The sequence below is a fragment of the Flavobacterium sp. xlx-214 genome (assembly GCF_013874595.1).
Lineage (GTDB): Bacteria > Bacteroidota > Bacteroidia > Flavobacteriales > Flavobacteriaceae > Flavobacterium.
The window spans coordinates 608,030-623,780 of the sequence record NZ_CP059431.1; the positions used below are offsets into that span (position 1 = coordinate 608,030).

Sequence of the window (15,751 nt, forward strand, 5' to 3'; positions counted from 1 at the left end):
CTTATTTTATTTTAAAACGTAATCCAGCGTAATACATTTGCCCAAAAATAGGACCGTATACAATAGTACTATCAAATTCATTGCCAAAAGGTTCATCTGCACCTAAAATAACGCGATGTTGTTGATAATTCCCTATGTTTTCACCTCCTACATAAACTTCAAACTTATCTGAAAACACTTTTGTAATTTGAGCATTTATGGTTGAAAACGGATTGGTATACGATGCCAATTGATTCTCTGTAGAATTATCACCTGTATAAGGCAAACGCTGCGCACCCAACCAGTTCCAAGTAGCATCAAATTTCCAATAAGCACCATTATGTTCGTGCGTTGAATATTCTAAATTTGCAAACAAACGATGCTTCGCTTGTAATGGTCGCTCTAAAGTTTTGTCACCATAAGTAGTTTGAATATCGTAATACTTATAAGCTGTTCTTAAATTTAAATGCTTGATGATGTTGTAATTCAATTCGGCTTGAAATGAATTAGCATACGATTTTCCATCTAAATTATAAAAATTCACGCTTCTAGCCGATTGATCTAAATCAACCACAATTTGGTTTTCAAAATCGGTACGATAGAAATCAAGCGTTAAACTTGCATTTTTTCCTAAAAAAGTAAAATCTTGCGAAATACTTAAACCGTAGTTCCAAGCAATTTCAGGATCCATTCCGTACGCTTTTCCTCCTTGATTATTGATATTGAATTTACGAGCACTTGCAAATAAATACTGGTTTTCTGCAAACACATTTGCTAAACGTTTACCACGCCCTGCCGATGCACGCAAAGTAGTTTTTTCCCACGGATTGTATTTTAAGTGCATACGTGGCGTTACAAAAGTTCCTAAACGGTTAGAATTATCAACACGTCCGCCTAAAATTAAAGCTAAATTATCGGCGTTATCGTACGTATATTCAAAGAAAGCGCCATAACTTGTATCGGTTCTATCGTAATTTTGATCTCCGTAATTCGAAACAAATTCTGAATAATCATCGTACATAAAACTAGCTCCTGTAGAAAACTTATGTAAGGTATTGCTGATGATAGAGCTGTACAAAAAGTTAGAATAAATACTACGTTGCGTAATATCAAACTGATTTAAACCAAAATACGAGTTTTGTTTGTGGTAACTGAATGAGTTTTGCCATCCGAAGCTTTTGTAAGGCTGATCTGGAAAAACGTAACCAATTTTAGAACTTGCATCAAACTTATCAGTATTTAATTCAGATCCCCATTTTAAAGTTGATAACTTGTGTTTTTTGCTATCAAAATCAATTTCACCTGTTTGTTTTTCGTCTTTCATATAACGAGCCGTTAAAAACGCCACCCAACCTTTTTCAAGATTTAAATATTGCCAACGATTCATCACATTAATCTGACTTCCTAATGGATTATCTAAGAAACCATCGTGGTTCATATCGTTCTTTTTAACACGCGTATTTCCGTGTACAAACAAAGAAGAACTCCATTTATCAGAAATTTTCTCGTTAAAATGGGCATTGATTTCAAAACGTGCATCGGTAGATCCGTACAAGTTTAAATAGAAAGGAATATCGGTTGCTGGTTTGATTAATTCGGTATTGATTTGTCCTGAAATTGATTCAAATCCATTCACAACACTTCCTGCACCTTTGGTAACCTGAATACTTTCTACCCAAGTACCTGGCGTAAAAGATAATCCGTAAGCTTGAGAAGCACCGCGTACTGAAGGAATATTTTCTTCGGCAATTAAAATATACGGACTTGTTAAACCTAACATTTTAATTTGTTTAGAACCTGAAATGGCATCCGAGAAATTCACATCAATTGATGGATTGGTTTCAAACGATTCTGCCAAATTACAACAAGCTGCTTTTAACAACTCGCCGCCATTCATGGTTTGTGTGTTGGTAGCTCCGCTGCCGCGTTGTGTGTTCTTTTTATTAACATTTACAACTACCTCATTTAAATCGGCTTCCTCTTGAATGGTTACCATATAAAAATGCTCAGAATCGTTCAATTCTGTTTCAAAAACTTCGTATCCTTCAGCAAAAATGTAAGCTATTGAAGGTTCTGCTAAAGTAGCTTCAAAAATTCCGTAATTATTGGTTGTTGCTACCACGCTATCATTTACCGTTATGGTAGCATTTTCAATAGCCTGATTTGAGGTATTTAAAACCTTACCCTTAAAAGTTGTTTGGGCATAAAGTGTATGCACACCTAAAGTGCATAGTAATAATAATATATATTTCATAAAATTGCATAACTAATTAAACATTTTGTAAGTAAAAATGTTTGTTACGCATATAAAAGATACTGATTATAAAGCTTGTATAAAGGAGGCGCATTGCTTTCACAATAAAAAGCAACATCTAATTTTTTAGGTAATTTAACACTAGAAATTACCAAAGGTTGCAACTTATAAATTGTAGGAGAAATAAAACTACTAAACTGCTGTACTTGGAAAACCTTTACAACAACATCATCTGTTTTTTGTTTAATGATTTCATCTTTGCAACAAGCATCTTCTGTAGTTTCCTTTTTTTCGTTACAACAAGCTTTCTCGTGCGATTCTTCTTCACACTGAATAGAAGAAGCATAACCAATTTCAATTTTTTCAATAGCATTACCACAATAATGTATATTAACAGCTAACCCAATGTTGGCAAACAACAAGGCAACTACTAAGAAAACACTATAAAAGTAACGTTGAAACATTAATTTTTTGGTTTGATTTTAAGAATTTGTAAATTTACTAAAAAAAGATGATGAATTACCTATATTTAGTAACTATTAACTTTTACCAAGCTATAATTTAATTAAAAAGCGGAGATTTCTCTCCGCTTTTGTTGTTTCAATCTTACTTGATTTATTACATCTCAACTACTATAAATTCAGATCTACGGTTTTGCTGATGCTCTTCTTCAGAACATTTAACACCGTTGCTACAGCGGTTTTCTAATTGGGTTTCACCATAACCTTTGTAGGTAATTCTTGCGGCGTCTATGCCTTGAGCAATCATCCAATTAGCTGTTGATTTGGCTCTACGCTGAGATAGTTTTAAGTTGTAAGCATCGCTTGCACGACTATCGGTGTGTGAACGTACATCTATTTTCATGCGTGGGTACTCTTTCAACACTTCTACTACTTTGGCTAGCTCTACTGCTGCATCCGGACGGATGTTGTCTTTGTCTAAATCAAAATAAATTGGGTTTAATTGAAGCACTTTAAACAAATCGTCGTTCTTTTTCACTTCTACTTTCTTACGTTCTAAAACAACTGTTTTCTCTGTAATGCCCGTTGTTGTGTCTAGCGTTACCGTTTCTTCTTTGGTAATATAATCGGTTTTTGCTACTTTTAAACGATACATTTCACCGCAAACATAATCGGCTGTGAACTGATTGCCTTTGCTGGTTGGGTGCGATGTACCTAGGGTGTTGTACAATCTATCGTACAAGGTAATCTCAACATCGGTTAAAATATTGCGTGTTTTGGCATCTACCACTGTTACTACCAAATCTTGCTGGCAACGATTGATTTCTTTGTCTTCTACAAAACTGTAGATGTCATCGTTACCCATTCCGCCTTCTCTGTTTGATGAAAAGAAGCCTTCTTTGGTGCTGTGGTTGATGTAATACGCAAAATCATCGTAATTTGAGTTCACGGGTGCGCCTAGGTTTTGTACGGCTTCAAACTGATTGTTTTTGTCTAATTTGGTTGCATACACATCCAAACCGCCTAAACCTACTCTGCCATCGCTTGAAAAATACAACTCGTTAGCATCGTTCATATACGGAAAGCTCTCACGAGCTTCGGTATTAATTTGTGGTCCTAGGTTTTGTGGGGTACCAAAGCTATCGTTGTTGATGCTTACTTGCCACAAATCGCTTTCACCAAAGCCTCCCGGACGATCGGATGCAAAGTACATCGTACGTTCATCGGCGCTTAGCGTTGGATGCGCAGTAGAATAATCATCGCTGTTAAAAGGCAATTCGGTTACCTTTACCCATTTGCCGTTTTGCAACTCGGCGCGGTATATTTTTAAACGCGTGTTTTTGTCAGCATCGTACTTACGGGTACCCTTTACAATGTTGTTTCTTGTAAAATACATGGTTTGCCCGTCTTTGGTGATAACTGCCGTAGACTCGTTTAACTTGCTTTTTACATCGCCTTTAATGCGTTGTACTTTTTGATTTTTACCGTTCTCGGTTTCGTTTTGCAATGAATATTGGTACAAACTGGTAAAGGCTGCGCCTGTCCAGGTGTGTACTTTTTTGCTTAAACTACCGGTATCGCGTGCGCTGGTAAAGTACAAATTGTTGTTGTGTACATAGCTACCATAATCGGCAAAAGGTGTGTTGATGCTTAAATTGGCTATTTGGCTGTAACGACCCGAATTAGCCTGAATTTGTGCTTTTAATTCGGCTTCGTTTTTGCGTATTTCACCTATTTGACTCTTGCCTACTTTGCTTACAAAGGTGTTGTAGTATTGCTTAGCTTCAGCATCCTTACCTACGTGTTGTAGGGTTTGCGCGTAGCGGTAGTAATACTCTGGGGCTATGTCTTCATTGCTGTATTCTGCAAACAAACGCTCGTACTGCTTTTCTGCTGCTACGTAGCGGGCATTAAAATAGTTGGCGTTGCCTAGGTTTTCATGCAAGCTTTGACTGCTGTAACCGCGGTTTTCTACTTTTTCATAGATATCCAACGCGTCTACATACGCCCATTGATCATACTGCTTGTCGGCTTTCTTTAAACCGGCTTGTGCTTGTGCCACGGTATTTCCTAAAAATAAGGCGGATACCAGGGCAATTGTGCTGATTCCTTTTTTCATGTCCTTGTGGTTTTAGAAGAAGCGTGGCGAATTCACGCGACGGTATTTGTTAAACAATTCAAAGCGTAAAAAGATCTCATGTGAGCCGCTGTTGTAGTTGGATAACGCTTTGATATCGTTATCATAACTATAGCCTACAAAAAATCCGTTGGTGATTTGAAAGCCTGCCAAGGCACTCCATGCGGCATCCCATCGATAAGCTGCTCCTAAGGTAAACTTATCGTGAATTAGAAAGTTTGCCGTTACATCGGCTTGTAATGGCGCTCCGCTTACTGCCTTGAATAAAAACGCAGGTTTGAATTTCAACGTTGGATTGATTTCAAATACATGACCTCCCATTAAGTAGTAATGCATTTTTTGTTGCATGGTACTTTGTACATTATTGTTGTAACGCGTGGTTTCTAGGAAATGAGGCACTGAGAAGCCTAAATAGCTTTTCTCATTATGCCAGTAGATACCTGCGCCTATGTTGGGAGTGAACTCACTTGAGATATCGGTTAATATCTGTGGATCGTTGGGGTTGTACTTGTTTAAATCGGAATACGCTACGCTTAGTAAATTGGCCGATCCTTTTAATCCAAAGCTTAACTTGCTGCCTTGGTTGTTTAAATCTAAGGTGTAAGAGAAATCTACGCTGATGGTGTTTTCATCCATTACGCCTAAGGCATCGTTTACAAAACTTACTCCTAATCCTACTTTGCTATCGCCCAGTGGTGTGTTTACTGAGAACGAATTCGTTGTGGGTGCGCCATCAATACCTACCCATTGGCTGCGGTGTAATCCAAAGATACTTAACGATCCACGGCTACCGGCATACGCGGGGTTGATGTTAATGGTGTTGTACATATAATTGGTGTACTGTGGGTCTTGTTGCGCGGTGGCTGTAAGGCTTACTAAAGCTAATAAAGCCACTATGATTTTTGTTGTTTTCATTGCTTTTTAGGTTTAGTCGTTATTTTCTAAATGTAAATACCCTACTTTTTTAACCCATTGGCTTTGACCGTCTCTATCGTACAAATATTCTACTACGTAATAGTAGGTACCTGTTGGTAGTTTTTCGCCTTTGCCTACTACGTCTACGCCTTCGGCCATGCCTTTAAACACATTGCCTTTGCTATCGTAACCTTGGGTTTCATACACTTTTCTTCCCCAACGGTTGTAAATACTTACGTGGTTGTTTGGGAAGTAGTTGATGTTATCAATGATGAAATAATCGTTCATGCCATCGCCATCTGGGGTTACCCCGTTGTAAATAACCACATCGCCTGGGTTTAGTAATGGTTTTTTAACCGTACCTAAGGTAAAAATGCCAAAACCTTCTACTTTTACAGGGGTGGTTACCGTTTGATTGGCTAAATCAACCACACCGCCTTCATCTACCCAAAGTTTTTGTTTTTCGTCCCAACGTACTACGTGCAAAAGCTCTGCATTGTTTACAAAGTCTTGCGGGGTGGTGCGTTTGTCATAAGACAAGCTAACAATTACTGAATTGTTGCTTTTTTCGCTTTGGTTGATCACCCAATATTCTTTGTTGTCTATGGCTTGTAATACCCCTGTACGGCTAGCATGTGGGTATTTGCTGTTGGAATCTTCTAAAAGATACTCGCCTGTATAGATTTCGGCTTCTTGTGCAGGTGCGGAAATGCTGGCAAAACGGTAGTAACCTTTATCGCCTATTGGATATTTAAAGGCATCGGTACCTTTTTTGGTTACTTCACCATCTACGTGGCTTTTATCGCTGGTGCTTACATGGGTTGCGCCTTTTAAGAATACAAAGGCACCTCCGTTGGCTTTGTCCATATAAACGATACCATCAGCAAGGTTTACTGTGCCTTGTGTGGCGATATCGTTGGTTAGGTGAAAGGCATAATCGCCTCCGCTTTTGTTGAACAAAACATCGTAAAAGCTACTTGGTGAACTACCCGAGATGCTTTGAATAGCTTTGTTCTTACCCTCGAAAACTACATAACCCGTACGACTGTTGGTTGTGTAACTAAACAAGCCTTGGTTTTGGTAATCGCCGTAAAAGTACATTGAGCCATCGTTTAAAACATTCCCGTCCTTGGTGTTGACAAAATCAAAATAAGTGGATACTTCTGTTCCTGAACTTACCTTCATGGTGCCGTGGTTCGTGGTTTGGGAGAAACCAACAAATGGAATTACTAAAGATATAAGTAATATTTTTTTCATACACAATTTTACTAAAGTATAAAGGTAACCATTTTTAAATTCTATGATTAAACATAAAACACAGTTAATCAAATATTTATAAAAAAACATATTTAAAATAGCTTACTATTAAAAGTAATCAATAAAAATTAAACATATTTTTTGCAAAAGTACTATTGAAAAAGTATCTTTAAAAAAGAACAACACGCTTTTAACATTTTGTGAGTAATATACTCATCTATCTTTTAACTATTTATGAAACATTTGAATCATTCAAAAAAAAAAATTTATTGGCAGTCACGTCTATATAAACATATCTTTCAAACAAAAGATCAAGAATTATTGGAATGGCTTACCGATGAAATTGCAAAAGTGTATCAATCGTAAAAACAAGCACAATAAATTGCTGAATTAAAAAAAAGATGTACATTTGCAACGAATTTTTCAATTCAAACATACATAACAATCATTTAAACAATATTAGCATGTATTTAACTAAAGAAGTTAAAGAAGAAATTTTCGCTAAACATGGCGGAAATGCAACCAACACTGGTTCAGCAGAAGGACAAATCGCTTTATTCACATTCAGAATTTCGCATTTAACAGAGCACTTGAAAAAAAATCGCCACGATTATAACACAGAGCGTTCGTTAGTTCTTTTAGTAGGTAAAAGAAGAAGTCTTTTAGATTACTTAAAGAAAAAAGATATCAACAGATATCGTGAGATTATCAAAGAATTGGGTATTAGAAAATAATCCATTACAAAGAGGTGTGCGCATGCGCACCTCTTTTTTTATTTATATTTTGAGCATTAAAGCTTGGTTTTTCATTGGGTTCACACACAACAACTACACAACACACAACAACACCCCATTGTTTAATTAAGAATTAAAAATTTATGATTCCTAAAGTAACCCAAGAAATTATCGATTTAGGCGATGGAAGAACCATCTCAATCGAAACTGGAAAATTAGCGAAACAAGCAGACGGTTCTGTTGTTGTTCGTTCAGGTAACTGTATGATTTTAGCAACGGCTGTTTCTGCAAAAACGGCAAATCCAGGTATCGACTTTTTACCTTTAACGGTTGATTACCGTGAAAAATTTTCAGCTGCTGGTCGTTTCCCAGGTGGTTTTTTCAAAAGAGAAGCACGCCCAAGTGATCAGGAAATCTTAACAATGCGTTTAGTAGACCGTTGTTTACGTCCACTTTTCCCAGACGATTATCACGCTGAAACACAAATTATGTTGCAATTAATGTCGTTTGATGAAAACGTAATGCCTGATGCAATGGCTGGTTTAGCTGCGTCTGCTGCATTAGCTGTTTCAGACATTCCTTTTTACAACTTAATTTCTGAAGTACGTGTTGGTCGTGTAAACGGTCAATTAATCATCAACCCAAGCAAACAACAATTAGAAGAATCTGATTTAGATATGATGATTGGTGCTTCTAAAGACTCTGTTTGTATGGTAGAAGGTGAAATGAAAGAAATTTCTGAAGCTGAAATGATTGAAGCTATTAAATTTGCTCACGAAGCTATTAAAGTTCAAATTGAAGCACAAGAAAAAATGCGTGCTGCTTTAACTTTAAGCTACAGATCATACGAACCAGAAGAAAACGACGATACAATTAAGGCTGAAGTACACTCTTTTGCTTACGATAAATTATATGCAATTGCTGCCGAAGCAAGCGCAAAACATGAACGTAGTGAAAAATTTGCTTTAGTTAAAGAAGAATTATTAGCTAATTTCTCTGAAGAAACGTTAGAAGAGAAAAAAGAATTAATTTCTAAATATTTTTCTAAAACGCAAAAAGAAGCAGTTCGTAACTTAGTTTTAGATCAAGGTTTACGTTTAGATGGTAGAAAAACAACTGAAATCCGTAACATTTGGAGCGAGGTAGATTATTTACCATCAGCTCACGGTTCATCAGTATTTACACGTGGAGAAACGCAAGCATTAGCAACTGTAACTTTAGGAACTTCTAGAGAAGCAAACGTTATTGATTTACCAAGTGAACAAGGTGAAGAGCGTTTCTACTTACATTACAACTTCCCTCCTTTCTCAACTGGTGAAGCAAAACCATTACGTGGTGTTTCTCGCCGCGAAGTTGGTCACGGAAACTTAGCACAACGCGCATTAAAAAACATGATTCCTGCTGATTGTCCATATACTATTCGTTTAGTATCAGATGTATTAGAATCAAACGGATCATCATCAATGGCAACAGTTTGTGCAGGTACATTAGCTTTAATGGATGCAGGTATTCAAATTGAAAAACCAGTATCGGGTATTGCTATGGGATTAATTACAGACGGAACTCGTTTTGCTGTTTTATCGGATATTTTAGGAGACGAAGATCATTTAGGTGATATGGATTTTAAAGTAACAGGTACGGCAGATGGTATTACAGCTTGCCAAATGGATATCAAAATTGATGGTTTACGTTACGATATTATGGAACAAGCGTTGAAACAAGCGCACGAAGGGCGTATGCACATTTTAGGTAAAATTACCGAAACTATTGCTACACCAAACGCAAATGTTAAAGCACATGCTCCTAAAATCATTACAAGAACCATTCCTGGTGCATTTATTGGTGCATTAATTGGTCCTGGTGGTAAAGTAATTCAAGAATTACAAAAAGCTACAGGAACAACTATTGTTATTAACGAAGTGGATGAGCAAGGTATTGTTGAAATTTTAGGTACAGATCCTGCAGGTATTGAGGCTGTATTAGCAAAAATTCAAGCAATTACTTTTAAACCACAAGTTAACGAAACTTACGAAGTTAAAGTAATTAAAATGTTAGAGTTTGGCGCAGTAGTAGAATATACCATTGCACCAGGTAACGAAGTTTTATTACACGTATCAGAATTAGCTTGGGAGCGCACTGAAAATGTTACCGATGTAGTAAACATGGGAGATGTATTTCAAGTTAAATACCTTGGTTTAGATCCTAAAACTAGAAAAGAAAAAGTATCTCGCAAGGCATTATTACCTCGCCCTCCAAAACCTGAAGGAAAACCTGAGCATAAAGGCGAAGGAAAACCAGAAAACAGAGAAGGCAGACCACAAAACAGAGAAGGCAGACCACAAAACAGAAACAACGAAAACAAACCTTCTAACGATAAGAAAGAAGAAAACAACTAGTTTTTGTTAAACATATTGTAAACCGATGAGCAAACCTCATCGGTTTTTTTACTTTTGGGCAAAACAAAACCTTATGAAAAACACTTTTCTACTTTTTTTGTGCTTATGTACAGCACAAATAGCTTTAGCACAACAAGTAAAACTACAAATTAGCAACAAAGAAACCAATGAACCTGTAGAATTTGCTACGGTTTTATTACCTAACTACAAAAAAAGCTTTGTCTCCAATGAAAAAGGTCTTTTTGTTGTAGATGCTAAAAAATACAATTTTCCTTTAACGGTTGTTGTAGAAACTTTTGGATTTGAGAAAAAGGAAATCATCTTACAAGACAGCACGACTATTACCACTACCCTTCTTGACCCCGCATCAGAACTATTACAAGAAATTATTATCCCTCCTGCAAATGCCAAAATAAAAGAACGTACGTTTGGCAGAACCAATGAAGGCTCTGGAAAAATTGCTGGCTTTTTTAGAAGTTATGATAAAGACAATAAAGATTCAGGTTTAGAATTTGGAATGATCATCAGTACTAACGATAAATTAAAAAAAGTTAAAAAAATACATTGGCATATTGGTAGTGTTGATTTTAACAAAGCAATGTTTAACTTACAATTTTATGAAGTTGAGAATGGCAAACCCACAAAAAAAATCCCTCATAGTAAAATAAATTTCAATATTGTAAAAGGTAGTAAAGGCTGGAATGTTATTAATGTAGAAGGCTTAGAGATTTTTATTGATGGAAACAAAAAAGTAGCCGCTATTTTAAAAACACTTAAAGTAGATTTAAACAAAGAAAAAGAAAACAATTATTTAGGAGTAAATATTGGTTCAGCTATAGGAAATCAAATTGTAGGAAGAGACTCTCAGTTTGAAGATTGGCATAAATTTCCAATGAATTATCCTTTTTACATCACCGTAGATTCCTACGAATAAACAAAAACTTATGAAAAAGGCGTTTCTATTTCTCATTTGTGCAATTGTTACACAAACTACTTTTGCACAACAGGTAAAGTTACAAATTAGTAACAAAGAAACTAAAGAGCCCATTGAATTTGCAACTGTTTTATTACCCGATTATAAAAAAAGTTTTACAGCAAATGAAAATGGACTTTTTGTGGTTGATGCTAAAAAATACAATTTTCCTTTGAATGTAGTAATTGAAACTTTTGGTTTCGAGAAAAAATCAGTTGCTTTACAAAACCTTAAAGATTTACAATCGGTTTTTTTAGAGCCTTCTTCTGAGCTATTACAAGAAATATTAATCCCTCCAAAAAACGCAAAAATTATTGAACGAACTTATGGAAGAACAAGTGAAGGATCAGGAATGTTTTCAGGAGAAGACTCAAGTAGCAATTACAATACAAGCTATGAGTTTGGTATGATAATGAATATTAAAGAGAAATTCATAAAAGTAAAAAAAATTCATTGGCATTTAGAAGGCTTTACTTTTAAACGTGGTTTCTTTTCTATTTACTTCTACGAAGTAAAAAATGGCAAACCATATAAAAGAATACCTCATCAAAATATTAACTTCATTTTATCTAATAAAACCAGAGGCTGGAATGTTATCAACATTGAAGATATGGACTTGTACATAAGCGGTTATAAAAAAATTGCTGTAATAATCAAACAACAGAAAATAGAATTTCAAGAAGAAAAAAAGGAAGGTTCTTTTTTTCAGAACATAGGTTTAACTACTGGAAGTACTTTTTTTACAAGAACTTCTTCTGATGGCGAATGGCTGGCTGTACCAGCAAGTATTCCTTTATACATCACCGTAGATTCATACGAATAAAAAAAGTTTTACATTTTTTTGTAACATTTTTAAGTTTCTTGCGTATAACTATATGTAAACAATTTAGGAGGGTTTATTTAAAACATGAGACAACTTAAAATTACCAAACAGGTAACCAATCGTGAAACAGCGTCGTTAGACAAATATTTACAAGAAATTGGTAAGGTAGATTTAATTACTGCCGATGAAGAAGTAGAATTAGCACAACGCATTAAAGCAGGTGATCAACGTGCACTTGAAAAATTAACAAAAGCTAATTTACGTTTCGTAGTATCGGTAGCAAAACAATATCAAAATCAAGGTTTAACATTACCCGATTTAATTAACGAAGGAAACTTAGGTTTAATTAAAGCTGCGCAACGTTTTGATGAAACACGTGGTTTTAAATTCATTTCGTACGCTGTATGGTGGATTCGTCAATCTATTTTATCGGCATTAGCAGAACAATCGCGTATTGTACGTTTACCATTAAACAAAATTGGTTCTATCAACAAAATCAACAAAATGTATGCGTTGTTAGAGCAATCAAATGAGCGTCCGCCTTCAGCAGAAGAAATCGCTAAAGAATTAGACATGACCGTGAACGATGTAAAAGAGTCAATGAAAAACTCGGGTCGTCACTTATCAATGGATGCTCCTTTAGTAGAAGGTGAAGATTCTAACCTTTACGATGTATTGCGTTCGGGTGAATCGCCAAACCCTGATCGTGAATTAATTCACGAATCATTACGTACCGAAATTGAGCGTGCTTTAGAAACATTAACACCTCGTGAGGCTGATGTTGTACGTTTATACTTTGGTTTAGGTGACCAACACCCAATGACATTAGAAGAAATTGGTGAAACTTTTGATTTAACTCGTGAGCGTGTACGCCAGATTAAAGAAAAAGCCATTCGCAGATTAAAACACACTTCAAGAAGTAAAATCTTGAAAACATATTTAGGATAACATCCTCATTTTTTGTCATTCTGAACGAAATGTAATGGAGTGAAGAATCTATTCCTTTAAAGATTTATCCTTTCGCTGAAATGACAAGTACAATTTATTTAAAAACCCGTTAAATTATTTTAACGGGTTTTCTATTTTTGTATGTAACAAAAACCAATTCACGTTACTAACTTTTTACAAAAGCACCTTAATTGAAAGCTACCGAAAAAGACTTTTTAGATTTAATGCAAAAGCATAAAGGAATTTTATATAAAATTTCGAGGATGTATTTTGACTATGCAGAAGATCAGGAAGACTTGATTCAGGAAATGACGTATCAATTATGGAAATCGTACCAAAACTTTAAAGGCGATAGTCAATTTTCTACATGGATGTACCGTGTTTGCCTAAACACCGCATTAACTTTCTTTAAAAAAGAAGATAAAAAGCAAGACAAATACGAGTTACACGACAATTATGATAAAGCAGATGATGAAAGCAACGCATACAAAGAAGAGCAACTAAGCTATTTTTATGCCGCTGTGCAAGAATTGAACAAAGTAGAAAAAGCATTGATTTTTTTATTTCTTGAAGGAATGAACCACAAAGAAATTGCCGAAAACTTAGGTATTAGCGAAGTTAACGCGCGCGTAAAACTTAATAGAACCAAGGAAAAATTACAAACCATCATAAAAAAGAACGGATATGAATTTTGATGAGTTACAAAAAAAATGGGACAACCAACCAGAGAAGGATATTGAAATAAAATCGGAATATCTTACCAAAACAAAATCGCTGGCAGAACAAATAATAAAAAGCTTTAAACGCGAAGCTATTATTTGGGGCGTAAGCATTGTTTTTATACTTGTGGTGCCTTTTATAGATATATACCAAATTAAAGGTTTAATTAGCTTTATTTACTACTTTTTAGTATTTCAATTTATTATTTTTGGTTTGTATTACTACCGTAGATTTTACACCATTAGTAAAATGATTAAACAACCTAATACGTTTAATAGCCGAGAAAGTATTATACGTTTGTATTACGAATTTCATTTTGCTATTGAAACCTACCGTTCCTCAATTTATGTGCTATTACCAACATCTATTGCGTTGTTTGTTATTATGTCTGGAAAAGATAAAACAACAGATATTATTGATAAGTTCTATCATTTTAACGAAACCTTACAAACCGACCCTTCTTTTATTTACTCGGTTTTAATAGTGGGTAGTATTGTTATTTTACTTTTGATATTGTTTTCAGAATGGGTTATCAAACGTTTTTATGGTAGATATTTAAAACAGCTAAAAGAGCTAATGAATCAGTTTGAAGAATAAAAGCTTATCTTTAACGTTATGCAGAAAGATAATTATTTAATTACGCAAAAGCCTAAAAATGAGCAACTACAAAAACTGGTTGCTTATTTTTATTTTCATGCAGCTGATGATACCAATCATTCCGAAGCATTTTCTTTTTACCCTAATTATTTACATGCGCTTACTATTTACAAGGGAAACGATATTATTATTGATACTATAAAAAAAACTTCTAACGTTACTACCTCTATCAACAAAGATAAAATCACTTATTTATACACTATCAATTTAAAAGATAGATATCAAGTACAAATGGAAGGTTCGTTTTATAAAATAGGTGTTGTATTTTATCCTTTAGGTATCAATCATTTTATTTCAAAACCTTTAGATGCGTTAATGCATAAAAACTTTCAATCAATAAAACTTGACGAAAGTTTTGAAAACATCTTATCAAACATTTCAAAAGATCAATCAATAGATGAACAACAACAAATTTTAGAGAATGCCTTACTATCTATACTTCGCCCGTTTGAAGAAAAAGCGTTGCATAAAGCCATTAAAGAGATTGTACTGTCTAACGGAACGATAAAAGTAGATGAATTACAAAAAATAACATCAGTAAGTAGAAAAACCTTATTGCGATTGTTTAAAAAGCATGTACTTTCATCTATCGAAGATTACAAAAAAATGGTGATGTTTCGAAATTCTTTGAACTACGCTTTGCAAAACAAAGAATTAGTCAACTTAACCGATGTAGCTTTGTTTAATATGTATTACGATCAATCTCACTTTATTAAGCATTTTAAAAGCATTACAAATGAAACGCCAAAAACATTACTTCCTAAAATTTCTCAAATAGGCAATGAAGATTTGTATTGGCATTTCTTAGAAGACCAATAAAAGTGTCCCAATTTTACAATTTTATCTTTTCATTGAACTTTATATTTGCTCAAAGAAAAAATAAAACATTATGGCTAAAATCATCATTAAAAGATCAAATGAGTATGCAAACAAAATGCGAGCGATTAAAATTTTGGTTGATGGCAAAGAAATTGGCTCTGTTGCCGATGGCGAAATAAAAGAATTTACAACCCCTGAAGGTGAACACAAAATTGAAGCAAAAATTGATTGGTGTGGCAGCCCTGAAATGTTAATTAATTTAAAGACCAACGATACTAAAACTTTAGAATTAAGCTGTTTAAAATACTCTAAACAATTGTTTGGTTTTATCTCTGCAGTTATTCTTTTACATTTTGTACTATCTTTTGCTTTTAATTTCTACTACACTTCTGTTGTATTAATTCCTCTATTTTTAACATTAGTATATTTCTTAACAATTGGTAGAAAAAAGTATTTAACCCTGAGAGAGATAAACCATAGAGTTTGATAAAAAACACCTAAACCTTTCATTACTAATAACTTTTTAATAACGCCTACATTTGTTTTACAAACAAATCTTTACGGATTAGCTTTTAGCGGAATTATGAAATGGTATTTAAGTTAAAAAAAATCAATTAAAAAATGGAAAAACTATTTGTTATAGTATTATTGTTCATAGCAGTAATCAATCTTTGTAGC

14 protein-coding genes are annotated in these 15,751 nt (G+C 34.5%); 9 read left to right on the plus strand and 5 right to left on the minus strand.

The annotated features are described in order from the left end of the window. Position 1: 1 nt before the first annotated feature. From H1R17_RS02820 to H1R17_RS02840, 5 genes are all read right to left on the minus strand, one after another. Positions 2-2,233 carry a TonB-dependent siderophore receptor gene (locus H1R17_RS02820; protein ID WP_163432502.1) on the minus strand — a complete coding sequence of 744 codons (2,232 nt, stop codon included), beginning with the start codon at positions 2,231-2,233 and terminating at the stop codon, positions 2-4. A 44-nt stretch (positions 2,234-2,277) separates the two neighbouring features. Further along, positions 2,278-2,697, minus strand: coding sequence for a hypothetical protein (locus tag H1R17_RS02825; protein ID WP_163432501.1), 420 nt, complete (start codon positions 2,695-2,697; stop codon positions 2,278-2,280). Between the two features lie 154 nt (positions 2,698-2,851). Next, positions 2,852-4,813 (minus strand): OmpA family protein, encoded by a 1,962-nt coding sequence (locus tag H1R17_RS02830; protein ID WP_163432500.1) that lies wholly within the window; start codon positions 4,811-4,813, stop codon positions 2,852-2,854. Positions 4,814-4,825: 12 nt separating this feature from the next. After that, positions 4,826-5,746, minus strand: a complete 921-nt coding sequence (locus H1R17_RS02835; RefSeq protein WP_163432499.1) for a type IX secretion system membrane protein PorP/SprF — start codon at positions 5,744-5,746, stop codon at positions 4,826-4,828. Between the two features lie 12 nt (positions 5,747-5,758). Then, positions 5,759-7,003, minus strand: coding sequence for a gliding motility-associated C-terminal domain-containing protein (locus H1R17_RS02840; RefSeq protein ID WP_163432498.1), 1,245 nt, complete (start codon positions 7,001-7,003; stop codon positions 5,759-5,761). Positions 7,004-7,467: 464 nt separating this feature from the next. Here H1R17_RS02840 and rpsO point away from each other — a divergent pair, with 464 nt between their 5' ends. The 9 genes from rpsO (at position 7,468) to H1R17_RS02885 (ending at position 15,560) form a co-directional block, all read left to right on the plus strand. Further along, positions 7,468-7,737, plus strand: coding sequence for a 30S ribosomal protein S15 (gene rpsO / locus H1R17_RS02845; protein WP_163432576.1), 270 nt, complete (start codon positions 7,468-7,470; stop codon positions 7,735-7,737). Between the two features lie 143 nt (positions 7,738-7,880). Then, the gene (locus H1R17_RS02850) at positions 7,881-10,133 is read left to right on the plus strand and encodes a polyribonucleotide nucleotidyltransferase (protein WP_163432497.1); all 2,253 of its coding nucleotides are present in this window, start codon (positions 7,881-7,883) and stop codon (positions 10,131-10,133) included. 73 nt (positions 10,134-10,206) lie between these two features. After that, entirely contained in the window at positions 10,207-11,067 is an 861-nt protein-coding gene (locus H1R17_RS02855; RefSeq protein ID WP_163432496.1) for a carboxypeptidase-like regulatory domain-containing protein, read from the plus strand. 10 nt (positions 11,068-11,077) lie between these two features. Continuing rightward, positions 11,078-11,929 carry a carboxypeptidase-like regulatory domain-containing protein gene (locus tag H1R17_RS02860; protein ID WP_163432495.1) on the plus strand — a complete coding sequence of 284 codons (852 nt, stop codon included), beginning with the start codon at positions 11,078-11,080 and terminating at the stop codon, positions 11,927-11,929. An 84-nt stretch (positions 11,930-12,013) separates the two neighbouring features. Continuing rightward, entirely contained in the window at positions 12,014-12,877 is an 864-nt protein-coding gene (locus H1R17_RS02865) for an RNA polymerase sigma factor RpoD/SigA (RefSeq protein WP_090677933.1), read from the plus strand. A gap of 191 nt (positions 12,878-13,068) precedes the next feature. Beyond that, positions 13,069-13,572, plus strand: a complete 504-nt coding sequence (locus H1R17_RS02870) for an RNA polymerase sigma factor (protein ID WP_163432494.1) — start codon at positions 13,069-13,071, stop codon at positions 13,570-13,572. Next, complete coding sequence (locus tag H1R17_RS02875) at positions 13,562-14,194, plus strand: hypothetical protein (protein WP_163432493.1); 633 nt, start codon at positions 13,562-13,564, stop codon at positions 14,192-14,194. The genes H1R17_RS02870 and H1R17_RS02875 overlap by 11 nt, the downstream gene beginning before the upstream one ends. 18 nt (positions 14,195-14,212) lie before the next feature. After that, positions 14,213-15,073, plus strand: a complete 861-nt coding sequence (locus tag H1R17_RS02880) for a helix-turn-helix domain-containing protein (RefSeq protein ID WP_163432492.1) — start codon at positions 14,213-14,215, stop codon at positions 15,071-15,073. Between the two features lie 70 nt (positions 15,074-15,143). Continuing rightward, the gene (locus H1R17_RS02885) at positions 15,144-15,560 is read left to right on the plus strand and encodes a hypothetical protein (protein WP_163432491.1); all 417 of its coding nucleotides are present in this window, start codon (positions 15,144-15,146) and stop codon (positions 15,558-15,560) included. The last annotated feature ends 191 nt before the right edge of the window (positions 15,561-15,751 follow it).

What these genes read in the sequence shown, in the direction of transcription:
- H1R17_RS02820 (WP_163432502.1), bottom strand. Translation starts at nt 2,233, where the DNA reads ATGAAATATATATTATTATTACTATGCACTTTAGGTGTGCATACACTT.
- H1R17_RS02825 (WP_163432501.1), bottom strand. Translation starts at nt 2,697, where the DNA reads ATGTTTCAACGTTACTTTTATAGTGTTTTCTTAGTAGTTGCCTTGTTG.
- H1R17_RS02830 (WP_163432500.1), bottom strand. Translation starts at nt 4,813, where the DNA reads ATGAAAAAAGGAATCAGCACAATTGCCCTGGTATCCGCCTTATTTTTA.
- H1R17_RS02835 (WP_163432499.1), bottom strand. Translation starts at nt 5,746, where the DNA reads ATGAAAACAACAAAAATCATAGTGGCTTTATTAGCTTTAGTAAGCCTT.
- H1R17_RS02840 (WP_163432498.1), bottom strand. Translation starts at nt 7,003, where the DNA reads ATGAAAAAAATATTACTTATATCTTTAGTAATTCCATTTGTTGGTTTC.
- rpsO (WP_163432576.1), top strand. Translation starts at nt 7,468, where the DNA reads ATGTATTTAACTAAAGAAGTTAAAGAAGAAATTTTCGCTAAACATGGC.
- H1R17_RS02850 (WP_163432497.1), top strand. Translation starts at nt 7,881, where the DNA reads ATGATTCCTAAAGTAACCCAAGAAATTATCGATTTAGGCGATGGAAGA.
- H1R17_RS02855 (WP_163432496.1), top strand. Translation starts at nt 10,207, where the DNA reads ATGAAAAACACTTTTCTACTTTTTTTGTGCTTATGTACAGCACAAATA.
- H1R17_RS02860 (WP_163432495.1), top strand. Translation starts at nt 11,078, where the DNA reads ATGAAAAAGGCGTTTCTATTTCTCATTTGTGCAATTGTTACACAAACT.
- H1R17_RS02865 (WP_090677933.1), top strand. Translation starts at nt 12,014, where the DNA reads ATGAGACAACTTAAAATTACCAAACAGGTAACCAATCGTGAAACAGCG.
- H1R17_RS02875 (WP_163432493.1), top strand. Translation starts at nt 13,562, where the DNA reads ATGAATTTTGATGAGTTACAAAAAAAATGGGACAACCAACCAGAGAAG.
- H1R17_RS02880 (WP_163432492.1), top strand. Translation starts at nt 14,213, where the DNA reads ATGCAGAAAGATAATTATTTAATTACGCAAAAGCCTAAAAATGAGCAA.
- H1R17_RS02885 (WP_163432491.1), top strand. Translation starts at nt 15,144, where the DNA reads ATGGCTAAAATCATCATTAAAAGATCAAATGAGTATGCAAACAAAATG.